The 21,837-nt window shown below is 73.7% G+C and carries 15 protein-coding genes and 1 pseudogene; 9 read left to right on the top strand and 7 right to left on the bottom strand.

All coding sequences use genetic code 11. The features are described from left to right. Nucleotides 1-173: 173 nt before the first annotated feature. Together OG689_RS22595 and nhaA are read right to left on the bottom strand one after the other, a co-directional pair. Nucleotides 174-650 (bottom strand): phage holin family protein, encoded by a 477-nt coding sequence (locus OG689_RS22595; RefSeq protein WP_266322726.1) that lies wholly within the window; start codon nt 648-650, stop codon nt 174-176. Nucleotides 651-967: 317 nt separating this feature from the next. After that, the gene (nhaA, locus tag OG689_RS22600) at nt 968-2,314 is read right to left on the bottom strand and encodes a Na+/H+ antiporter NhaA (RefSeq protein WP_266322727.1); all 1,347 of its coding nucleotides are present in this window, start codon (nt 2,312-2,314) and stop codon (nt 968-970) included. 497 nt (nt 2,315-2,811) lie between these two features. On the opposite strand from nhaA, the gene OG689_RS22605 reads away from it, so the two are divergent. Continuing rightward, a complete protein-coding gene (locus tag OG689_RS22605) occupies nt 2,812-3,960 on the top strand; it encodes a serine hydrolase domain-containing protein (protein WP_266322728.1) in 1,149 nt (382 codons plus the stop codon). Between the two features lie 96 nt (nt 3,961-4,056). On the opposite strand, the gene acs is transcribed toward OG689_RS22605, so the two are convergent. The 3 genes from acs to OG689_RS22620 all read right to left on the bottom strand — a co-directional run bounded on the left by acs (nt 4,057) and on the right by OG689_RS22620 (nt 9,904). Continuing rightward, on the bottom strand, nt 4,057-6,012 hold the full coding sequence (gene acs / locus OG689_RS22610) for an acetate--CoA ligase (RefSeq protein ID WP_266327349.1): 1,956 nt from the start codon (nt 6,010-6,012) through the stop codon (nt 4,057-4,059). 213 nt (nt 6,013-6,225) lie between these two features. After that, complete coding sequence (locus tag OG689_RS22615) at nt 6,226-8,529, bottom strand: SulP family inorganic anion transporter (RefSeq protein WP_266322729.1); 2,304 nt, start codon at nt 8,527-8,529, stop codon at nt 6,226-6,228. A 385-nt stretch (nt 8,530-8,914) separates the two neighbouring features. Beyond that, on the bottom strand, nt 8,915-9,904 hold the full coding sequence (locus OG689_RS22620) for an ATP-binding protein (RefSeq protein WP_266322730.1): 990 nt from the start codon (nt 9,902-9,904) through the stop codon (nt 8,915-8,917). Nucleotides 9,905-10,051: 147 nt separating this feature from the next. On the opposite strand from OG689_RS22620, the gene OG689_RS22625 reads away from it, so the two are divergent. After that, a complete protein-coding gene (locus tag OG689_RS22625) occupies nt 10,052-10,999 on the top strand; it encodes an oxidoreductase (RefSeq protein ID WP_266327351.1) in 948 nt (315 codons plus the stop codon). A 484-nt stretch (nt 11,000-11,483) separates the two neighbouring features. On the opposite strand, the gene OG689_RS22630 is transcribed toward OG689_RS22625, so the two are convergent. After that, nucleotides 11,484-12,305 carry an HAD-IB family hydrolase gene (locus OG689_RS22630; protein ID WP_266327353.1) on the bottom strand — a complete coding sequence of 274 codons (822 nt, stop codon included), beginning with the start codon at nt 12,303-12,305 and terminating at the stop codon, nt 11,484-11,486. A 984-nt stretch (nt 12,306-13,289) separates the two neighbouring features. Here OG689_RS22630 and ssd point away from each other — a divergent pair. From ssd to OG689_RS22665, 7 genes and pseudogenes are all read left to right on the top strand, one after another. Then, a complete protein-coding gene (gene ssd / locus OG689_RS22635; protein WP_266322731.1) occupies nt 13,290-14,405 on the top strand; it encodes a septum site-determining protein Ssd in 1,116 nt (371 codons plus the stop codon). A gap of 134 nt (nt 14,406-14,539) precedes the next feature. Continuing rightward, on the top strand, nt 14,540-15,772 hold the full coding sequence (locus OG689_RS22640; protein WP_266322732.1) for a TadA family conjugal transfer-associated ATPase: 1,233 nt from the start codon (nt 14,540-14,542) through the stop codon (nt 15,770-15,772). Nucleotides 15,773-15,883: 111 nt separating this feature from the next. Next, nucleotides 15,884-16,984 carry a type II secretion system F family protein gene (locus OG689_RS22645; RefSeq protein ID WP_266322733.1) on the top strand — a complete coding sequence of 367 codons (1,101 nt, stop codon included), beginning with the start codon at nt 15,884-15,886 and terminating at the stop codon, nt 16,982-16,984. 299 nt (nt 16,985-17,283) lie between these two features. Beyond that, on the top strand, nt 17,284-17,934 hold the full coding sequence (locus OG689_RS22650; protein ID WP_266322735.1) for a type II secretion system F family protein: 651 nt from the start codon (nt 17,284-17,286) through the stop codon (nt 17,932-17,934). A 193-nt stretch (nt 17,935-18,127) separates the two neighbouring features. Next, nucleotides 18,128-18,289, top strand: a complete 162-nt coding sequence (locus OG689_RS22655) for a DUF4244 domain-containing protein (RefSeq protein WP_266327355.1) — start codon at nt 18,128-18,130, stop codon at nt 18,287-18,289. 58 nt (nt 18,290-18,347) lie between these two features. Continuing rightward, nucleotides 18,348-18,689, top strand: a complete 342-nt coding sequence (locus OG689_RS22660; RefSeq protein ID WP_323189320.1) for a TadE family type IV pilus minor pilin — start codon at nt 18,348-18,350, stop codon at nt 18,687-18,689. Next, nucleotides 18,677-19,090 (top strand): annotated as a pseudogene (locus tag OG689_RS22665) (Rv3654c family TadE-like protein); the annotation flags it as partial. The gene OG689_RS22660 and the pseudogene OG689_RS22665, both read left to right, overlap by 13 nt. Nucleotides 19,091-19,243: 153 nt before the next feature. Here OG689_RS22665 and OG689_RS22670 read toward each other — a convergent pair. Then, on the bottom strand, nt 19,244-21,652 hold the full coding sequence (locus tag OG689_RS22670) for a DEAD/DEAH box helicase (RefSeq protein ID WP_266322737.1): 2,409 nt from the start codon (nt 21,650-21,652) through the stop codon (nt 19,244-19,246). Between the last annotated feature and the right edge of the window lie 185 nt (nt 21,653-21,837).

Here is a 21,837-nt window from a genome sequence, read left to right on the forward strand (position 1 = left end):
CGTGTCATATCCGTACGCCGGACACGTGCCCGGCACTCGTACTGGCCGCGCCCGATCCGGCGGCGCACGACCGGGCACGCCCTCCGGAGCCCCGCCCGGGCGGCACCGGGGAGGGTTCCGGACGGCGGTGGGACGGGCCGTGACCCGGGGGCGTCGGCCGGGTGCGGGCGGGGTCAGGGGCGGCGGCCCAGGCCCCGGTCGATCTCCTCCTGGGTGGCCGGCCGAGGCCTGGCGTTCTTGAGGACGTCGGCCGTCGCCTGGGCGCCCTCGATGGTCCGGCGCGGCGGCTCGATCTTCTTGAACGAGCGCAGCGCGAGCAGGCCCAGCACGGCCGCCAGCAGGAGGTAGGCGCCCGCCACGATCAGGAAGGACCAGCCGAGGGTGATGCCCAGCGCGTGCAGCCCGAGGGCCGCCGCGGCGCTCAGCATCGGGACGGCGGCCAGCGCGACCACGCCGGCCACCGTGAGCGAGACCCCGCCGGAGACACCGCGCTTGACGTCCTGCCTGATCTCGGCCTTGGCCAGGGCGATCTCGTCGTGCACCAGGGCGGACAGGTCGGCCGTGGCCTCGGCGAAGAGCTGCCCGACCGAACGCTCGCCCTCGTAGGGCGCCCGGCCGATGCTGGACGGGTCTGCGGCTCCTGCGGGCATCAGCGTTCTCCTCTGCGGCTTCTGTGCACTGTCGACAGCTCAGAATCATGCCCCTACCGGTGAGTCGGACACCACTCCGGGGGGGCCGGCGGAGCGGCGTGTCCGAGCCACGCGCACCCGTCCGGCAGTTCGGCGCGCACCCGTTCGGCAGTTCGGCGCGCCCTCGGGGGCGGTCGGCGGCGTCGGACGGGCGGCGTTCGGACGGGTGCCCTCGACCGGTGCTCCGGTCACTTCTTCGGGTCACCGGTCGAGGGCACCGGGCAGGGTCACGGTCGAGGGCACCGGCCAGGGCCACTGGTCCGGGTCACCGGCCAGGATCACTGCGGCTGGTCGGGCCGGCGGCCCGACCGGCTCTGCCCGGCCGGGTCGTCCTGCTGGTAGATGTCGGGGATGCCGTCGCCGTCCACGTCCGCGTTCTCCTCGTCGACCAGCTCGCGGTAGTGCCGGTTGCGCAGCTTGAGCAGGACGGTGGCGACCACCGCGCAGAGCAGCGAGCCGACCAGCACGGCGGCCTTCGCCCGGTCGGCCAGCGCCGCGTCGTCGGCGAAGGCCAGCTCGCTGATCAGCAGGGAGACCGTGAAGCCGATGCCGGCCAGGGTGGCGACCGCGAACAGGTCCGCCCAGGTGAGCTGCGGGTTGAGCTCCGCCCGGGTGAACCTGGCGGCCAGCCAGGTGCCGCCGAAGACGCCGACGGTCTTGCCCACCAGCAGGCCGAGGATGATCCCGAGCGGCGCCGCCTGGCTGAACACCTCGACCAGTGCCGGGCCGGAGATCGTCACTCCGGCGGCGAACAGTGCGAACACCGGGACGGCGAAGCCGGCCGAGATCGGACGCACCAGGTGCTCGATGTGCTCGCCGGGGGACTGCTTCTCGTCGCCGACCTTGTGGCAGCGCAGGATCAGGCCCATGGCCACACCGGCGACCGTCGCGTGCACGCCGCTCTCGTGCATCAGCGCCCACACCACGAAGGCCAGCGGCACGTACAGGTACCAGCCGTGCACCCCGCGGCGGTGCAGGAACCAGAACAGCACCAGGCCGGCGACGGAGAGCCCGAGGGCCCAGAACTTGATGCCCGAGCTGTAGAAGACGGCGATGATCAGGATCGCGACCAGGTCGTCCACCACCGCCAGGGTCAGCAGGAACGCCCTTAGCGCGGAGGGCAGGTGACTGCCCACCACGGCCAGCACGCCCAGGGCGAACGCGATGTCGGTGGCGGTCGGGATCGCCCACCCGCCCAGATGCCCGCTGGTCGCGTTCACGACGGCGTAGATGGCCGCGGGCAGGGCGACTCCGCAGATCGCGGCGATCACGGGCAGCGCCGCGGCGCTGGGCGTCCGCAGTTCCCCGGCCACGAACTCGCGCTTGAGCTCGATGCCGGCCACGAAGAAGAAGATCGCCAGCAGACCGTCGTTGGCCCAGGTGCCGAGGCTGAGGTCCAGGTGGAGCGGCTTGGAGGGGCCGATCGTGTAGTCCACCACGCTCTCGTAGGAGTGCGGCCAGGCGTTCGCCCAGATCAGCGCCGCGATCGCGAAGAGCAGCAGCAGAATGCCGCCGACCGTCTCGGTGCGCAGCGCGTCGGTGATGTAGGTGCGTTCGGGCAGCGACAGCCGGCCGAGGAACTGGCGGCTTCGGGGCGTCGGCTCGGTGGGCGGCTGGCTGGTCACGGGGGACCTCCTGGGGCGGGAACGGCATCCGGATACACCTGTGGTGCAGTGCCGACCAGACTTCCCGGCGCGCCCTTGACCCATCCACGATCTTGATGCGTCGTTGACAGTCTAGAGGGCAGCGCGAGGAGATATCCGTTTTGCGCATTTTAGGACGATCGACCCCACGGGTCGGGGGAGGGCGCCCCGAATGGCGGCGGGCGGGTGCAGACGGGTGACCCCCTCCCTATCGTCGGTCGAAGGCGCCACCCGAACCGGGCGGCGCCTTCGACCGGAACGGAGACACCCATGCCCAGCGAGGAGGCGGACGGCCCCGAGGCCGTGCCGCACGCCATAGCCGGGGGCGAGGGCGCGCAGAGCGTCCCGCCCCTGTTATTTGCCCGTCCGCAGCCCGTCCGCCCGCGGTTCGGAGGTCACCCCGCCCGGCCCGCCGGCCCCCGGGGTACGGACACCCCGGGTATCGGCTCTCGGGGCGCCGGCTCTCGGGGCGCCGACCGATGAACGCCGATCTGATGGACCGTCTTTCGCCCGACCTCGAACCCCTGCTCCGCCCGCTCTTCCACGCGGCCGCTCCCGGCGCCGCCGTGGCCGTGGCGGTGATCCGCGGCGACGAGCGCACCGTCTCCTGCCGCGGCTACACCGACCGGGCCGGGGAGCGCCCCGTCCGCGCCGACACCCGGTTCGAGATCGGCTCGGTCACCAAGACGTTCACCGCCCTGCTCCTCGCCGAGATGGCGGCCCGCGGCGACGTCCGGTACGACGATCCGATCGACCGCTACCTGCCGGCCGACGCCGCCCCCGGCTACCCGCACGAACGGCCGATCACCCTGCTCCACCTGGCCACCCACACCTCGGGCCTGCCCCGGCTCCCGGTCGGGCTCACCCCGGCGGCCGTGCCCCGCTGGTTCACCAAGCCGTACGCCACCTTCGGCCCGTCGCACCTGCTGCGGGCGCTGCCCCGCACCCCGGTCCGTGGCACGCCCGGAGCCCAGGTGCGGTACTCCAACCTCGGCTGCGGCCTGCTCGGCCTGGTGCTGGCGAACGCGGCCGGCCAGCGGTACGAGGAACTGCTGCTCTCCCGGATCTGCGGGCCGCTCGGCCTGGTCGACACCTCCTGCGGCCCGGGCGGCGAGCCCGCCATCGGCTACCGGCGCGGACGGCGGGTCCCCTCGTTCCGGCTGCCGGCCCTTCCCGGCGCGGCTGCGCTTCGCTCCACCGCGGACGACATGCTGCGCTACCTGCAGGCCCACCTCGCGCTGGACGCCGTCCCGTTGCCCGAACGCACCGACGCGTCAGCGCTGCGCACCGCCCTCGGCGAGGTGCTCATGCCCAGGGTCGGCCGCCGCCGGACGGGCGTGCGGATCTGCCTGGGGTGGAACCAGCGCTCCCTGCACGACCGGCGCTCCCCGGACGACCGATCCCTGGACGACCGGCGCTCCCCCGACGAGGAGGACGAGGCCGGCGCCGACGGGCTGGTCTACCACGCGGGTGCCACCCGCGGATTTACGACCTTTGTCGGCTTCAGCCCCCGTACGCAGGTCGGACTGGCCGTGATGGCCGGGACCCAGCCGATGCGCGGCCGGGGCTTCGTCCAGGGCGCCTACGACACGCTGCGGACCTTGGTGACGGAGCGGCACCCGGAGTAGCCCCGCCGGGCGCGCGGACGTGCAAGGGCTCCCCGGGCGGTCTCACGACTGCCCGGGGAGCCCCCCGCGCGTACCGGGACCGGTACGCGAACCTGATCAGGCCTGGTCCCCCTTGGTGGGGAGTTGGGACTGGATGAGGTTCATGACGTTGCTGTCGGCGAGGGTGGTGGTGTCGCCGACCTCGCGGCCTTCGGCGATGTCGCGCAGCAGGCGGCGCATGATCTTGCCGGAGCGGGTCTTGGGGAGTTCGCCGACGACCTTGACCTGCTTGGGTTTGGCGATGGGGCCGAGGGTGCGGCCGACGTGGGCGCGCAGTTCCTCGACGAGTTCGGGGCTGTCGGTGGCGGTTGCGCGCAGGATGACGAACGCGACGATGGCCTGGCCGGTGGTGGCGTCGGTGGCGCCGACGACGGCGGACTCGGCGACGGCGGGGTGGCCGACGAGGGCGGACTCGACCTCGGTGGTGGAGATGTTGTGGCCGGAGACGAGCATGACGTCGTCGACGCGGCCGAGCAGCCAGATGTCGCCGTCCTCGTCCTTCTTGGCGCCGTCGCCGGCGAAGTAGCGTCCTTCGAAGCGGGACCAGTAGGTGTCGATGTAGCGCTGGTCGTCGCCCCAGATGGTGCGGAGCATGGACGGCCACGGCTCGGTGAGGACGAGGTAGCCGCCGGCGCCGTCGGGGACCTCACGGGCCTCGTCGTCGACGACGGTGGCGGCGATGCCGGGCAGCGCGCGTTGGGCGGAGCCGGGTTTGGTGGTGGTGACGCCCGGCAGTGGGCTGATCATCATGGCGCCGGTCTCGGTCTGCCACCAGGTGTCGACGATGGGGGCCTTGCCGGCGCCGATGTGCTCGCGGTACCAGACCCACGCCTCGGGGTTGATCGGCTCCCCGACCGATCCCAGCACCCGCAGGGTGGAGAGGTCGAACTTGGCGGGGATGTCGTCGCCCCACTTCATGAAGGTGCGGATCGCGGTGGGCGCGGTGTAGAGGATGGTGACGCCGTACTTCTGGACGATCTCCCAGAAGCGGCCCTGGTGCGGGGTGTCGGGGGTGCCCTCGTAGATGACCTGGGTGGCGCCGTTGGCGAGCGGCCCGTAGACGATGTAGGAGTGGCCGGTGACCCAGCCGATGTCGGCGGTGCACCAGTAGACGTCCGACTCGGGCTTGAGGTCGAAGACGGCGTGGTGGGTCCAGGCGGCCTGGGTGAGGTAGCCGCCGGTGGTGTGCAGGATGCCCTTGGGCTTCCCGGTGGTGCCGGAGGTGTAGAGGATGAACAGCGGGTGCTCGGCGTCGTGCGGCTGCGCGGTGTGCTCGGCGGACTGGCGCTCGACGATGTCGTGCCACCACACGTCGCGGCCCTCGGTGAAGGCGGTGTCCTGGCCGGTGCGGCGCACCACCAGGACGTGCTCGACCTGCGGGCACTTCGCCAGGGCCTCGTCGATGGCGGGCTTGAGGGCGGTCGGCTTGCCGCGGCGGTGGCCGCCGTCGGCGGTGATGACGAGCTTGGCGTCGGCGTCCTGGATGCGGGAGGCGACGGCGTCGGCGGAGAAGCCGCCGAAGACCACGGAGTGGGTGGCGCCGATGCGGGCGCAGGCGAGCATCGCGACGACGGCCTCGGGGATCATCGGCAGGTAGACCGCGACGCGGTCGCCCTTGGCGACACCGAGCTCCAGCAGGGCGTTGGCGGCCCGGGAGACCTCGTCCTTGAGCTGGGCGTAGGTGATGGCGCGGCTGTCGCCAGGCTCGCCCTCGAAGTGGATGGCGACGCGGTCGCCGTGGCCGGCGTCCACGTGCCGGTCCACGCAGTTGTGGGCGACGTTGAGGGTGCCGTCGGCGAACCACCTGGCGAACGGCGGGTTCGACCAGTCGAGGGTCTCGGTCGGCTCGGTGGCCCAGTCGAGACGGCGTGCCTGCTCCGCCCAGAACGCCAGCCGGTCCTCGGAGGCCTGCGCGTAGGCGGCCGCCGTGACGTTGGCCGCGGCGGCGAGCTCCGCGGGCGGGGCGAACCGCCGCTCCTCCTTGAGCAGGTTGGCCAGGCTCTCGTTGCTCAACGCGCACTCCTCATCGAGTTTCTTCAAGGGACACTCCCGTGCGTAGGGATTGTCCCGTGTGTCCCAGCACACAGCTCACCAGGCGAACAGGGCTGTTGACAAGAGGCTCCGAGGAATTGGTGTAGACCTTTGACCTGAAGCGGGGTCGCTCGGGGAGGTCCCGGGCCCGCCGGGCCGGGCCTCCGCCGGGTGTGGGCGGAGGCCCGGCCGGTCTCAGGCGGCCGTGCGCAGCGGTGTCGTGTCGTGCTCCGTCACCGGGGAGAACAGACCGCTCCGGCGGTCGAGGACGTAGGCCTGTGCGGTGGCGAAGTCGAAGTACATCCCGACCAGCCGGAGGCTGCCGTCCGCGACCCGCCGTTCCACGGCGGGGTTGGCCAGCAACTGGTCCAGTTGCTGGACGACATTGGTGAGGCAGAGCTGCTCCACCAGATCGGTGGTGGGCCGGGCCGCGAACCCGGCCGGAGCCCGCCGCAGCCGGTCGAGCGAGCCGCGTCCGTTGCGGAGCCAGCGGGTCAGCGCGGTGGGCGGTCCTGGTCGCTCGTGCACACCGTCCAGCAGGGCCTTCATCGCGCCGCAGCCGGAGTGCCCGCAGATGGTGATGGAGCGGATCTCCAAGGCCTCGACGGCGTACTGCACGGCGGCGGCCACCGAGTCGTCGGCGGCGCCGGGCTCGTACGGCGCGGGGACGAGGTTGCCGACGTTGCGGACGGTGAAGAGGTCGCCCGGGCCGCTGTTGGTGATCATGCTGGTGACCAGCCGGGAGTCCGCACAGGTCAGGAACAGCTCCGAGGGCGTCTGCCCCTCGCGGGCGAGCCGGGCCAGCTCGGGGCGGACCAGCGGCGCGGTGTGCTGCTGGAACACCCGCACCCCGTCCAGCAGCCGGCCGTGCGAGTCCTCCTGCTGTTCGATGCAGTGGTGGCCGACCCAGGGGGTCCAGGCCCGGCAGCGGTGCGGGCCCGCGGAACTGCCGGAGCGCACCGCGCCGTCCGGGTCCAGCACCTCGTCCGCCTGGCGCTCGGTCACCATCAGTACCGTCCCGCCGCCGGCCTGGTGGCCGCTGCGCCAGGAGTGCAGTGCCTCGTACGCGGCGTGGTCCAGGAACGAGCCGTCGTGGCAGACCGTCACCCGGGCGGCGGTGGGGATGGTGCCCAGCGCCCGGCTCAGCCGGGGCACCGACGCGAAGGTCAGCGGGCCGTGCGTCCGCACTGCGAACGACCCGTCGGGTGCGGCCGTGACGTCCACATGGGCGCGGGTCAGACGGTGCAGTGCCAGCAGGACGGCGATCGCGGCGCCCAGCGCGACCCCCGGCAGTACGCCCAGCAGGACGACGCCGAGCACGGTGGCCAGGTAGACCGGGAACTCCCGGTGCTGGTGCACCTTGCGGATGTGCGCGAAGCTCACCATCTGCAGGCCGACCACGAGGACGAGCGCGGCCAGCGCGGCCAGCGGGATCCGGCGCAGGCCGCCGGTCAGCGCCACGGCGGCGAGCAGCACCCAGACCCCGTGCAGGACGGAGGACCAGCGAGTCCGCGCGCCGGCCCGTACGTTGGCGGTGCTGCGTACCGCGCCGCCGGCCACCGGCAGCCCGCCGAGCAGGCCGCTGACCATGTTCGCCAGGCCCTGTCCGCGCAGTTCGCGGTCGAGGTCGCCGGAGCGGTTGGACATCCGGTCGACGGCGACGGCGGAGAGCAGGGACTCCACGCTGGCCACCGCGGTCACCGTGAGTACGGCGGCGAGCAGGCCGGCCGCCGACCCGTGCGGCAGCGCCGGGAGGCTCTGCGGCTGCCAGGCGGGGATGTCGACCCGGGCCAGCCGCAGGCTCAGGCCCATGGACACCGCGGTGGCGGCCGCGATGGCCACCAGTGCGCCGGGGATCCGTGCCAGCCGGGTGCCCAGCTCCCCGGCGCGACCCGGCAGCCGGCCCAGCCGGGGCCAACCGCAGAGGATGGCGGTGGCGAGCGCGCCGACCATGAGCGCGGGCAGGTGCGGGCCGGCCAGCTGGTCGGGCAGTGCGGCGAGGTTGGCCAATGCCGAACTCTGCGGTGAGCCGCCGAGTACGACGTGCAGTTGGGCGATGGCGATCGCCAGGCCGACGCCGGCGAGCATGCCGTGCACCACGGCGGGCGAGACGGCTAGCGCGGTGCGGGCCAGGCCGCGGGCCCCGAGCAGGAGTTGGAGCAGACCGGCGGCGAGGGTGATGGCGCAGGTGGCCTGCCAGCCGTACTGGGAGATCAGGCCGGCGGTGACCACCGTGAGGGCCGCGGACGGGCCGCTGACCTGGAGGGAGGTGCCGCCGAGCAGTCCGACGACGATGCCGCCGACGGCGGCGCCGATCAGGCCGGCGGTCAGCGGTGCTCCGGTGGCCAGGGCGATTCCGAGGGAGAACGGCACGGCGATCAGGAAGACCACCAGGGAGGCCGAAAGGTCGAACGAGGCCCGGGCCTTGCGGCCGGCGGCCGGCGGGGCGTGGTCGGTGGTGTCGGAGGCGATGGGGGCGGCGGAGATGTCGAGGGTCATGTCTTCCCGTCTTTCCGGGGGAGCGAACGCAGTCAGGTCCGGGATGGTGCTCGGGGGAGTCGGATCGGCTGTCGTGGGTCGCGACGGTGTGGCGGGATGGCGTGGGCTCGGCGGCCTGCGCGGGGGTGGCACAGGCGGGCCCATGGACCATCAGGTATCGGAACCATCAAGAATCGGTAAACCGAGAGTAATGAAAGCTTTGCACAGCGTAGAACATGGTGGCGGAATCGGGGCCTGGATTCACCCCTATGGGTGGTATCCGAACCAACGGGGAACAGATCGGGGCTTTCGCGACGCAGGCAGCGCGGCGGGCCGCCGCCCTCGGAGGAGAGGGTGGCGGCCCGCCGTGGTGGTCCCCGGCCCGGCCGTGCGGGCAGGGCGCGGGTCAGGCGTGTGCCCCCGCCACGGCCTGCTCACGGCCGAGCACGAACTCTTCGTCCACCTGGGTCGCGAGATCGAGGCCGACCTTGGCGTTGCCCCAGCTCTCCGCGTTGCGAAGGTGGAACTGCACCGCCTGACGGGTGTACCGCTTCGGGTCGCGTCGGGCGTGGGCGGCGTCCGCCTGCGTCTTCAGGACTTCCAGGACGGCGCGGTTGGCGGGTTCCAGCGTGCGCAGCGGCGGCTCGGCGCCCTGCTCGAGGCGGCGGACCCACTCCGAGTGCCCGAAGGCCGCGAGCAGGTCGTCGCCGGCCTCACGCTGGAGGTAGGCGAGGTCGTCCGGGCCCTGCACCTTGTTGCCGATCACTCGCAGCGCGACGCCGAAGTCGCGGGCGTACTCCTTGTACTGGCGGTAGACGGAGACGCCCTTGCGGGTCGGTTCGGCGACCAGGAAGGTGAGGTCGAAGCGGGTGAACAGCCCGGAGGCGAAGGAGTCCGAGCCGGCCGTCATGTCGGTGACCACGTACTCGTCCGGCCCGTCGACCAGGTGGTTGAGAAGCAACTCCACCGCGCCGACCTTGGAGTGGTAGCAGGCGACCCCGAGGTCCTCCTCGGTGAAGGCGCCGGTGGCCAGCAGCCGGACCGAGCCCTCGTCCAGCGCCACCGGCCGGGCGCAGGCCGCGTAGACCGGGTTCTCCTCGACGATCCGCAGCAGGCGTGAACCCCGGCCGGGCGGTGTGGTTTTGATCATTTCGTCGGCCGAGCTGATCAACGGGTTGTCGCCGCGCAGGTAGTCCTTGATCAGCGGCAGGTGCGCGCCGAGGGAGGGGAGTGCGGCGGACTGGGCGTCGGTCAGGCCGAGTGCGGGGCCGAGGTGTTGGTTGATGTCGGCGTCGACGGCGATGACCGGGCGTCCGGCGGCGGCCAGGTGGCGGATGAACAGTGAGGACAGCGTGGTCTTGCCGCTGCCGCCCTTGCCGACGAAGGCGATCTTCATCTGGGACTCCGGCTCTCGCTCGTTGGCTCGCGCTCGTGATCTACCCGATCCCCAGTGTTGGAAATCGTTATCGTCTCCGATAGCGCCATGCTAGCCGGGGCGAGTGGCCGGACAGGGCAGGGAACGAAGGATTGCCTCGAACGGGTGATGGCGGGGTTGCTGTGTCGGGGGTGGCGGCCGGGACCTTACTCTCGGGTAGTGAGCACTGGAACAGATCCCCTCGCCCCGCTGGCCGAGCTGCCCGGGGTGCCCGAGGCCGTCGCCGAGGTCCGCAAGTCCGTGGACCGCCTCTACGGCCACCGCGTGATGCGCCGGCGCGCCTCCGAGGTCACCTCCGAGGCCGCCCTGCGCGGCGCGCGGGCCTCGGCCGCACTCGACGGCGCGGACTGGCCGCTGGAGGAGGTCCGCCGGCGTACCGACTTCGGGGCCGACGTGGAGGCCCGTACGGTCGGCGCCGCGCTGCGGGTGTCCGCGGAGGCCGGGCAGTTGCTCAGCACCTGGCGGCACTCGCCGCTGCAGGTGCTGGCGCGGCTGCACCTTCTTGCCGCCGGGGACGCCGACGAGGCGGCCGGCCGCCCCCGCCGGGCCGGGGAGGGCGCGGAGGCGCTCTTCCCGCTGGAGCTGAAGGCCGCGGTCGCCCCGGCGGACGGCGCGGAGGCCCAGTCGGTCCCGATTGCCGACCTGCCGCCGGCGCCGGGGGCGGAAGAGGTGGCCGCCCGCCTTGACCAGCTCTCCACACTGCTGGTCGCCCGCGCCGAGGGCGCGGGCGCCAAGGCCCCGGCGCTGGTGGTGGCCGCGGTGGTGCACGGCGAACTGCTGGCCCTGCGGCCGTTCGGCTCGCACAACGGCGTCATCGCCCGGGCCGCCCAGCGCATCGTCCTGATCGCGGAAGGGTTGGACCCGAAGGCGATCTGCCCGTCCGAGGTCGGCTTCGCGGAACTCGGCACCGACGCCTACCGGCGGGCCCTGGGCGGCTACTTGGCGGGTACTCCGGGCGGCATGGCCGGGTGGATCGACCACTGCGGGCAGGCGCTGCGGCTCGGGACGCGCGAGAGCACGGCCGTCTGCGAGGCGATGCAGCGCGGCATGGTCTGACCGTGCGAGGGGCCGGGCGGCCGAGACGGCGCCCCGGCCCGGCAGGGGGGCGTGCGGCAAGCACGGGGGGCGTGCGCGCGTCGTCGTGCTGCAGTCGTCACGGGCGGGCGAGCGGGCCGGACCTGAGGGCGGCGAACGGCATCCGGGCGGCGGACACAAAGATGCGGCGGCACCTGATCCTGCCGGGTGCCGCCGCTGGTACAGGTACCGGGTTACCAAGCATGCACCGGAAGTGCCCATCAGACGGGGATCCTGCCCGTTCGTCTGGTGCGGCGGCCCGACAGCGGGTCGGCTGCATGTGGGTGCTCGGTTATCTGTACGCGGTCCGTGGGGCCTGAACTGCGTTGTCGGTTTGACCTCTTCGGGTCCTGACCGGGTCTCGCGGGCCGTTGCTTCCTTTGTATCGCGTTTCAGGTCAAAGGGGAACCCGAATCGCGAAGTCTTTCGCTTTTGCCCGCTTTGGGACAAGCGAATGGATGTCGCCTCAGGCCGCCGGGCGGCGGCGCTTGGCCGCGTACCAGATCACCCCGGCGGTCAGCACCGCCGTACCGATCGCCACGGCGGTGAGGACCGAACGGCTCGGGGCGGAGAACTCCGGCAGCCGCCGCCGCAGTTCCACCGGCCGGTCGAATACGAGCACCGGCCACTCGCGCGCCACCGCCTCCTTGCGCAGGGCACGGTCGGGGTTGACCGCCGAGGGGTGGCCGACGGCCTCGAGCAGCGGGAGGTCGGTCGAGGAGTCGCTGTAGGCGTAGCAGTCGGCCAGGTCGTAGCCCTCGGTCTCGGCCAACTCCCTGATCGCGGCCGCCTTGTTCTCGGCGTACGCGTAGTACTCGATCTCGCCGGTGTAGCGCCCGTCCTCGATCTTCAGTCGGGTGGCGATCACGTGGTCCGCGCCGAGCAGCGCCCCGATCGGCTCGACCACCTCGGAGCCGGAGCTGCTCACGATCACCACGTCGCGGCCGGCCGCGTGATGCTGCTCGATCAGGGACGCGGCCTCGTCGTAGATGATCGGGTCGATGAGGTTGTGCAGGGTCTCGGCCACGATCTCCCGGACCTGCTGGACGTTCCAGCCGCGGGTCAGTGCGGAGAGGTACTCGCGCATCTTCTCCATCTGGTCGTGGTCCGCGCCGCCGACCAGGAAGACGAATTGCGCGTAGGCGCTTTTCAGCACCGCCCGACGGTTGATCAGACCGCCCTGGTAGAAGGGACGACTGAAGGCGAGGGCGCTCGACTTGGCGATGATGGTCTTGTCGAGGTCGAAGAAGGCCGCCGTCCGGGGGCCCGCGTCGTGCGGGCGGAGGATCGCCGGGCGTGCCGCGACGCCGGTGCCCTCCGGGGTGGGGGCCTCCGATCCGGTGCCGTCCGGGGCTCCGATGCCCGCGCCGCCGTCGGTCGGCTCCGCGACGTCGGCGTCGGTCGAGGGGGAGGCGGCGGCTGGGCCGGGGTGGGCGTGAACGGTGTCGCGAGGGGTCTGGCCGGCCTCCGTCGGGACCGCCGGGCCGAGGCCGGACCCCTCCTGGGAGTTCCGTCCGGGGGCGGCCTGCGGGGCTTGCTCCGGGGCGGTCCCGGAGTTCGCGCCGGTGCCGGTGGTGTCGTCCGCGTACTCGTCGGCGTTCTCGGTGGTGTCCACGGGAACCGAGGATAGAGGGCGTGGCTAAACGGCCCGCCATTCGGTGTACTCCGGGGCACGCGGGTTTGTGTTTCTGGCCGCTCGGGTACACCATGGAAGTCACGGATCGTTCGCGACCGTGCTAACCCGGTCCGGCTCCTCCCCCCCGAGTCGGACCGTGGATAGACGACCCCCGCTCTCCCCCCCGGCGGGGGTCGTCGCACGTCCGGACCCGTTTTCGAGCCGCTGAAGGCTCTCTCGGGAGACGTGTGCAGGGGGCGCCCCCATGATGCGCATCCGATCGGCCGAGATGTTCGACGGCAATGATTCGTCACTCTCCGTAGCCAGTTACTCCGAGTGATGCGCTTGCGGACAATACGTCATCCAGGCCCTTCGGGATCGCGCGTTCCCCTCGCGCGCAGTTGTTCCACTGGTTAACTTTCGTCAATTCCCTCCCTTTAGTAATCCATGTGGGTGACATCGGTTATCCACATCCCCGAGTTGTCCACAGGCATTCGGATCACTGATGACGGATTGGCGATCACCCCCCACCGTGGTCATCGGCAGCCGGAATTCGCTCCCCCACCCGGAGAACGATCTCGGCCGTCCGAACGGCAGGGCTTGGACCACGCGCCCGTACCGGTACGCCGGAGCGGCGCCTTCCCGGGGGAGACCGTCATGTCGACACCGATCACCGACCACGACCAGCCTGCGGAGCGGGTGCCCGCCGGCCCGCTGATCGTCACCGAGGACGAGGCGCTCGCCGAACACCTGCTGCGGCTCTGCGCCGCGGCCGGCACCGAACCCCTGCTGGTCTGCGGGACGCCGCCGCCGGGCCGAGTGTGGGAGAACGCACCGCTGGTGCTCGTCGGGGACGACCTCGCGGAGCGCTGTGCGGGGTTCGCCCGCCGCCCCGGCGTACTCCTGCTCGGGCTGGACCTCGACGACTCCGAGATCTGGGTCCGGGCCGTGCAACTCGGCGCCGAGCACGTGCTGTTCCTCCCCGATGCCGAGAGCTGGCTGTTGGACCGGATCGCCGACGCGGCCGAAGGGGCAGGGCCACCGGCGCTGACCGTCGCCGTGCTCGGCGGACGGGGCGGGGCCGGTGCCTCGACCCTGGCCTGCGCGCTGGCCGTCACAGCCGCCCGCGCCGGCCATCGGACCATGCTGGTCGATGCCGACCCGCTGGGCGGCGGGCTCGACATCCTGCTCGGCGGCGAGAGCGCCTCCGGCCTGCGCTGGCCCGATCTGGCGGCCTCGCGGGGCCGGGTGAGCGGCGCCGAACTGACCAAGGCGTTGCCGGTGCTCCACCGGCTCACCACCCTCTCCTGGGACCGGGGCGACACGCCGGCGGTACCTCCCGAAGCCATGCGCAGCGTGCTGGCCGCGGCCCGCCGCCAAGGAGGCCTGGTCGTCGTCGACCTGCCGCGCCACCTGGACCAGGCGGCGGGGCAGGCGCTGGAGCAGTCCGACGTGGCCCTGCTGGTCGTGCCGGCCGAGGTACGCGCGACGGCCGCCGCTGGCCGGGTCGCAGCCGCCGCCCGGATGCGCCTCACCGACGTCCGGGCCGTGGTCCGGGCCCCCGGGCCGGCGGGCCTGGCCGGCGCCGAGATCGCCCGAGGACTGCGGATGCGGCTGGCGGGCGAACTGCCCCAGGAGCCCGGCCTGACGGTGGACGTGGAGCGGGGCATCCCGCCGGGCATCAGGGAGCGGGGCCCGCTGGCGCGCTTCTGCGGCAGCTTCCTGGACGAGGTCATGCCGCCCGTGCCGGCCGTCGGCGGGGGCGTGTGCTGATGAACCGTCTGCGCAGATCCCGCGATCGCGGCGGCCCCGGCCCGGCTGCCGGCCCGGGGAACAACGGTGAGCAGGCGGGCGGGCAGGGGCTCGCACCGGGCCGGCCGACATTGCCCGGTCCGGGCGGCCGACGGGTGCTCGGACCGGGGACGGCCCCGGCCCTCGACGGGGCCGCCGGACCGGACCGGGCGGCCGCCCTGGTGGACGCCGTGCGGTTGCGGCTGGCCGAGTCGGGTGAGGCGCCCACCGCAGGCTCGATGGCCGCGGCGCTCCGGGCCTCCCGCCCCCCGCTGGGCGGCGACGACGTGCTCGACGCCGTACGGAGCCTGCGCGCCGAACTGATCGGGGCCGGCCCGCTCGACCAACTGATCGCGGCACCCGACGTCACCGACGTCCTGGTCAACGGACCGGACGAGGTGTGGGTCGACCGGGGCGGCGGGCTTCAGCGGGCGGTCGGTGTCGGATTCCCCGACGCCGAGGCGGTGCGGCACCTGGCACACCGTCTCGCCACCGCGGCCGGCCGCCGGCTCGACGACGCCCGGCCCTGGGTCGACGCGAGGCTCCCGGACGGCACCAGGCTGCACGCGGTGCTCCCGCCGATCGCCGCCGGGTGCACCCACATCTCGCTGCGGGTCTGCCGGCCCCGCCCGTTCACACTCGACGAACTGATCCTCGCCGGATCGCTGCCCCCGGCCGGGGCCGATCTGCTCGCCGCCGTCCTGAGGGCCCGGCTGTCGCTGATGATCAGCGGCGGGACCGGCACGGGAAAGACCACCCTCCTCGCTGCGGTCCTCGGCCTGGTCGGCCACGGCGAGCGGATCGTCATCGCCGAGGACTCCGCCGAACTGCGGCCGGCGCACCCGCACGTGGTCCGGCTCCAGAGCCGCCCGCCGAACCAGGAAGGTCTGGGCGAACTCACCCTGCGGGACCTCGTCCGCCAGGCGCTGCGGATGCGCCCGGACCGCCTGGTGATCGGCGAGGTGCGCGGAGCCGAGGTGTCCGACCTGCTGGCGGCTCTGAACACCGGCCACGAGGGCGGCTGCGGGACGGTGCACGCCAACACCGCGGCCGACGTGCCGGTACGCCTGGAGGCCCTCGGCTCGCTGGCGGGTCTCGACCGGCTGTCACTGCACAGCCAGTTGCGGGCCGCCCTGGACGTCGTGGTGCACCTCGTCCGGGATCCGGGCAGCGGTCTGCGTCGGATCGCCGAGATCCACACGCTGACCGGTGATGGGCACGGGCTCGCGATCACCACCCCGGCCGTGAGGTTCACGGCCGCGGGGGCGCTGCTGCCGGGCCCCGGTTGGGAGCGGCTGGCCCAGCTGTGCGCGGCCCGCGGAGTGCTGTTCCAGGGCAGGCCGGGATGACCGCGGGCGAGGCGCCGGCGTTGTTCGCCCTCGGGCTCTGCGGCCTGTTGCTGGCCGCCGGGGTGCTGCTGGGTCCGGGAGTCCGAAGAAGTCCCTCAGGAGGAGACGAGAATGACTGTGAGCCAGGTGGACATGTACTCGGCGGCGGCGCTCTGCGGAGCGGCGGTGGCCGCCCGGCAGGCACTTCGGCGGAGGGTCGCCACCGGCCGGTACGCCCGGCTGCTGCCCGTGGGCGCGGTTGGCGGCGCGGCCGCGGCCGGTGCATGGCCGCCGCCGCGGGCGGGCATGTGGCTTCGGGCCCGGAGGGCACTCCGCCGACGGCTCGGTGCGGCGCCGCCCGCCCGGCCGCCATGGCTGGTCCCCGAACTGCTGCTCCTGCCTGTCGGATCGGTCGCTTGGCAGGCGCTCCAATCGCCGCTGCCACCGGTTGCCGCCGCGGCGGCCGTACTGCCGCTCCACAGGTGGCGCCGACGCCGTCACCTGGAGGCCGAGGCCCGGCAGCGGGCCGCGGCGGTGATCGAACTCTGCGTCGCGCTGTCGGCCGAGCTGCGCAGCGGAGCCACACCTGAGCAGGCTCTGTACACGGTCACCGCACGGATCGCCGCGGACCAGGTGTCGCTGCGCCGGCTCGGGCGGGAGCCGGTGGCGAGATTGGCGGCGGGCCGGTACGGCGGGGACGTCCCCGCCGCGTTCGAGCTGCTGGCGGAGCTGCCGGGTGGTCGTGGGGCGGCCGCGGTCGCGGCCTGCTGGCAGGTCACCGCAGGCAGCGGATCAGGGTTCGCTGATGGGCTGGAGCAGGTGGCCGAGTCACTGAGGGCCGAGCAGGCCCTGGCCGAGGAGATCGAGGGCGAGCTGGCCGCGCCGCGGACCACGATCGCCGTTCTCGCTGTGCTGCCGGTGCTCGGGCTGCTGCTCGGCGCCACGCTCGGTGCCCGTCCTCTCGACATCCTGCTGCACACCCCGGCCGGGCTGGCCTGCTTGGCGGGCGGAGCAGCCCTGGAGGTGGCCGGACTGGCCTGGACGGCGCGGATCGTGCGGACGGCGAGAGGAGGTGCCGCCGGCCCCGGGCCGGTGCGGGGAAAGGAAGGCTCCGGGCCGTTGCGGGGAGGGGATGGCGACCGCGGGGACGGCGAGGCGCGCTGCGGGGTTTCACGGCTGCGCCCGGCAGCGGGGACCGCTGGCGCAGGGCAGGGGCAGGTGGTGCTCCGGTGAGCGGGGCGGCTGGTCTGGTCGCGGTGCTGCTGCCCGCCTGGGGTGTGGTCGGGGCCGCCGCCCTGCTGGGTCATGTCCGGCGCCGCAGGGTCCGGCGTCGAGCATTCCCCCGGCCGTCGGGGCGGCGGCCAGGGTCGAAGCGGCGACTGCCGGAGCGTCGCCCCTCCCGCGGCAGGGGCAGGGGCAGAGGCAGTTGCAGGACCAGGAGCGGACAGCAGGGTCGGCGAGGGTGGCCCACGGCAGGTCGCCGAGGTGCTGGATCCCGGCTCGGCGCGGGCCGACCCGCTGAGGCGGAGCCGATGGGCGCAGCGCCCGCAGAGGTGCCGGATCGGCGGGCGGCGGCCTGCCGCACCGCCGCCGCGGCGGCGACGGGAGCGGCCGTGGCCTGGCTGCTCGGGGGCGCCGGAGGGCTTGCGGTGGGCCTGCTGGTCGGGGTCGTCCTGCACCGCCGTCTCCCGCGACCGCGATCACCGGCCCGGCGTTACGCGGCCGCCGAGCAGCAGGCGCTGTCCCGGCAGCTCCCGTTGACGGCCGAGCTGCTGGCGGCCTGCCTGGGGTCCTGCGCCTCGCCGTCCCAGGCCGTTGCTGCCGTGGCGCACAGCGTCGGGGCGCCGATGGGCCGGCGCCTCGCGACGGTCTCCGCCGAACTCGCCCTCGGAGCCCGGCCGGAGCTGGGCTGGGGGCGGCTCGGCGAGGAGTGCCCGGTGCTGGCACCGCTGGGCCGGTGCCTGGTCCGGGCGAGTGTCGGCGGAGCTCCACCCGCCGGTCCGCTGCTGAGCCTTGCGCGGGCCGAACGGGCCGTCGCGGCACGGGCGGCGCACGCCCGGGTCCGCCGCGCCGGCGTGCTGGCCACGGCGCCACTGGGCGTCTGCTTCCTGCCGGCTTTCGTCCTGATCAGCGTCGTTCCGGTGGTCATCGGACTGACTTCGATGTTCGCCGGGCGTATGTGAGCGGTCGTCACCACGCATTTCGCCCGACCGCGCTTTCCCGTCAATCCCGATTTTTCATCGCGTCCCCACCATCGAAGGAGCGTGTGTCATGGCAGAAATCATCGTTTCCCAGGCCGCCGTGGGCCTCCCGCACCGCACGCTGCGGGCCCTCTGCCGACGGCGCGGCCGCTGGGTGGCGATCCGCGTCCGCAGGATGCCGAACGGCCGCCGGGACAGCGGGATGAGCACGGCCGAGTACGCGGTCGGCACCCTGGCGGCCTGCGCCTTCGCCGCCGTCCTCTACAAGGTCGTCACCAGCGGCGCGGTGAGCGGCGCCCTGACCGACATCCTCAACCGGGCCCTCAGTGCGGCGTGACCGGGCGCGGAGGCGCCACCGGGCCCCGGACGCGGGCTTCGCCACGGCGGAGACGGCGGTGGCGCTCCCGGCTCTCGTCCTGCTGGCAGCGATGCTGCTCTGGGGAGTGGTGGCGGCCACCGCGCAGATCCGCTGCGTGGACGCGGCGCGGGCGGGGGCCCGGGCCGCCGCCCGAGGCGACACGGACGCCGTCGCCCTGGCCCGCTCCGCCGCCCCGCCGGGTGCGGAGGTGCGGCTCGCGACGGAGGGGGAGTCCGTACGCGTGACCGTGCAGGCTCCCTGCCCGGGGCCGGGCCGTCTCGCGGCCGTGCTCTCGGTGCGACTGGGCGCGACGGCGGTCTCGGCCCGGGAGGACGCGCTCACGGGCGTGGCCGGAGGTGCCTCGTCATGGCCGTCCTGACCGCGCGGCCCCGCGGTCGGCATCGTTCGGCGGGGGAGCCCCGGGTCCGGTACGTCCGGGGCGCCGGCGGCCGGACGGGCGACGGGGGCTCGGCGACCGTCTGGCTGCTCGCGCTCGCGATGCTCGGGTGCGCGGTGTTCGCCGGGATGCTGGCTCTGGGGTCGGTCGTCGTCGGCCGCCACCGGGCCGAGTCCGCCGCCGACCTGGCGGCCCTCGCGGCGGCGGACCGCTTGTTGCTCGATCCGGACGGCGGCTGCGGCCGGGCGAGGGGTATCGCCGGCGCGCATCACGCCACTCTGGTCTCCTGCGCGGTCGACCTGTCTGCGGACGAGGTCGAGGTGGTCGTCGAAGTGCCTGTGAGCGGGCTGCCGGTGCCACTCGGCCCGGCGAGGGCCAGGGCGCGTGCCGGCCCGCTGCGGGCACCGGCCGACACCACGGACGCTTCCGGCACCACCCCCGCGTCGGCCGATGCCCCCGCCCGGGCCGACACCCCCGTCTCGTTCGTCACCTCCGCCGCCTCCAAAGCCACCGCGGGTGCCGCTGCCGGCGAACCGTCAGAGCGCCCCGCGGCCCGCACCCGGTATGCCCTCGTCCACCGACGTGCCTTCGTCCACCGGTGCGCCCCCGTCGGCAGGTTCGTCCTCGCCGGTGGGTGCGCCCGCCAGCAGGACGTCCAGCAGCCGGACCGCCGCCGCCTTGTCCAGCGGGTCGTTGCCGTTGCCGCACTTCGGGGACTGCACGCAGGAAGGGCAGCCCCGCTCGCATTCGCAGGCAGCGATCGCGTCCCGGGTCGCCGTCAGCCACTGGGCGGCCCGCCGGAAGCCGCGCTCGGCGAACCCCGCCCCGCCGGAGTGGCCGTCGTAGACGAAGACGGTGGGCAGGCCGGTGTCGGGGTGCAGCGGCACCGACACCCCGCCGATGTCCCACCGGTCGCAGGTGGCGAACAGCGGCAGGAGCCCGATCGAGGCGTGCTCGGCGGCGTGCGCGGCCCCTGGGAGCTGGTCGAACGGGATGGTCGCGTCGAGGAGCTGGTCCTCGGTGACGGACCACCAGACCGCCCGGGTGCGCAGCGTCCTGGGCGGCAGGTCGAGCTTGCTCTCGCCGAGGATCTCGCCGGTGGAGATCCGCTTCCGGAGATAGCCGACCACCTGGTTGACCACCTCGACCGACCCGAAGCTGAGCCGGGCCTCACCCCAGTCCACCGTGGTGTCGGTCGAGAGCACCGAGATGGAGGTGACGTCGCGGGCGGCGGTCGTGTAGGGCGGGTCGGCCCGCTCGACGAGGGCGACCGAGCTGTCCAGGTCGAAGTCCCGCACCAGGTAGGTCCGCCCCTGGTGCAGGTGGACGGCACCGGTGTGGACGCTGGTGTGCGCGGCGGAGGCATCCACAGTGCCGAGCAGCCGGCCGGTCTCGGCCTCGACGATCTGTACCGGGCTGCCCCCGCTCCCGCGCAGGTCCACGGCGTCGGCGGCCCGCTCGCGCCGGGTCCAGTACCAGGTGCCGTCGCCCCGGCGGCGGAGCAGCCCGCGCTTCTCCAGTATCGGCAGCAGCGCCGCGGTGGACGGCCCGAACAGCTCCAGGTCGCCGTCGGTGAGCGGGAGTTCGGCGGCGGCCGCGCACAGGTGCGGCGCCAGCACGTGCGGGTTGTCGGGGTCGAGCACGGTGGCCTCGACAGGGGTGTCGAACAGTGCCTCCGGATGGTGCACCAGGTAGGTGTCCAGCGGGTCGTCGCGGGCGATCAGCACGGCCAGGGCGCCCTGGGCCTCCCGGCCGGCCCGGCCGGCCTGCTGCCACAGGGAGGCCCGGGTGCCGGGGTAGCCGGCCATCAGGACGGCGTCGAGGCCCGAGACGTCGACGCCGAGTTCGAGGGCGGAGGTCGAGGCCAGGCCGAGCAGCCGCCCGGAGTGCAGGTCGCGCTCCAGCGCCCGCCGTTCCTCCGCGAGATAGCCGCCGCGGTAGGCGGCGACCCGGTCGGAGAGCGGCCGGCCGAGCTGGTCCTGGGCCTGCAGCGCGACCAGCTCCGCGGCTCGCCGCGAGCGGACGAAGACCACCGTCCGGGTCTCGGACTCGACCAGGTCGGTGAGCAGGTACGCGGCCTCGGCGGTGGCGGTCCGCCGTACGGGGGCGCCGTGCTCGCCGACGTTCTCGGTGAGCGGCGGCTCCCAGAGGCCGAAGACCAGCGGCCCGCGCGGGGAGCAGTCCTCGGTGACGGCGACCGAGGGCAGCCCGGTCAGCCGCCGGGCCGTGGCGGCCGGGTCGGCGGTGGTGGCGGAGGCGAGCAGGAAGGTGGGCGAGGAGCCGTAGCGGGCGCAGAGCCGGCGCAGCCGCCGCAGGACCTGGGCGACATGCGATCCGAACACGCCCCGGTAGGTGTGGCACTCGTCGACGACGACGTACTTCAGCGTCTTCAGGAACGACGCCCAGCGCGGGTGGGCCGGCAGGATGCCCCGGTGCAGCATGTCCGGGTTGGTCAGCACGTAAGAGGCGTACTGGCGGACCCACTCCCGCTCCTCGGGCGGCGTGTCGCCGTCGTAGAGGGCGGCCCGCACCCTGGCGGGGGCCAGTTCGGCGGCGCGGCGGCGCTGGTCGGCCGCCAGGGCCTTGGTGGGGGCGAGGTAGAGGGCGGTCGCTCCCCGCCCGTTCCGGGCCTCAGTGCCGTCCAGCAGGTCGCTGAGGACCGGCGCCAGGTAGCCGAGCGACTTGCCCGAGGCCGTACCTGTGGCCAGGACCACAGTTTGGCCGGATTTGGCCAGTTTCATGGCCTCCGCCTGGTGGGCCCACGGCTGCTCCACCCCCAGGGCCAGCGCGGCGGCCACGATCTCCGGTCGGACGGTGTCCGGCCAGGGTGCGTGCCGGGCCTCGCGGGCGGGCAGATGCTCCGTATGGGTGAGCCGGTCCGCACGTCCCCGGACGGCGGAGAGGGAGGCGAGCAGCGCCTCGGGCGGGCGGTGACGGGGCAGCATGGGGACCCAGTGTGTCACCGGCGTGACGGAGAATCGTCGTAAGGCATCGTGCGGTCATGGTCACAGGTGGTTGAATGAGGCCGTGACGGCCACATGGCCGAGGGTCGCAACGCCGAGGCTCGCCGCGTGCACGTTGGGCGCGCCCAGGCTCGCGACCACGCGGTGGCGGCCGCCAGGCCGAGGAT

Source organism: Kitasatospora sp. NBC_00240 (assembly GCF_026342405.1).
GTDB lineage: Bacteria > Actinomycetota > Actinomycetes > Streptomycetales > Streptomycetaceae > Kitasatospora.

What these genes read in the sequence shown, in the direction of transcription:
- OG689_RS22595 (WP_266322726.1), bottom strand. Translation starts at nt 650, where the DNA reads ATGCCCGCAGGAGCCGCAGACCCGTCCAGCATCGGCCGGGCGCCCTAC.
- OG689_RS22605 (WP_266322728.1), top strand. Translation starts at nt 2,812, where the DNA reads ATGAACGCCGATCTGATGGACCGTCTTTCGCCCGACCTCGAACCCCTG.
- OG689_RS22615 (WP_266322729.1), bottom strand. Translation starts at nt 8,529, where the DNA reads ATGACCCTCGACATCTCCGCCGCCCCCATCGCCTCCGACACCACCGAC.
- OG689_RS22620 (WP_266322730.1), bottom strand. Translation starts at nt 9,904, where the DNA reads ATGAAGATCGCCTTCGTCGGCAAGGGCGGCAGCGGCAAGACCACGCTG.
- OG689_RS22625 (WP_266327351.1), top strand. Translation starts at nt 10,052, where the DNA reads ATGGCGGGGTTGCTGTGTCGGGGGTGGCGGCCGGGACCTTACTCTCGG.
- ssd (WP_266322731.1), top strand. Translation starts at nt 13,290, where the DNA reads ATGTCGACACCGATCACCGACCACGACCAGCCTGCGGAGCGGGTGCCC.
- OG689_RS22645 (WP_266322733.1), top strand. Translation starts at nt 15,884, where the DNA reads ATGACTGTGAGCCAGGTGGACATGTACTCGGCGGCGGCGCTCTGCGGA.
- OG689_RS22650 (WP_266322735.1), top strand. Translation starts at nt 17,284, where the DNA reads ATGGGCGCAGCGCCCGCAGAGGTGCCGGATCGGCGGGCGGCGGCCTGC.
- OG689_RS22655 (WP_266327355.1), top strand. Translation starts at nt 18,128, where the DNA reads ATGCCGAACGGCCGCCGGGACAGCGGGATGAGCACGGCCGAGTACGCG.
- OG689_RS22670 (WP_266322737.1), bottom strand. Translation starts at nt 21,652, where the DNA reads ATGCTGCCCCGTCACCGCCCGCCCGAGGCGCTGCTCGCCTCCCTCTCC.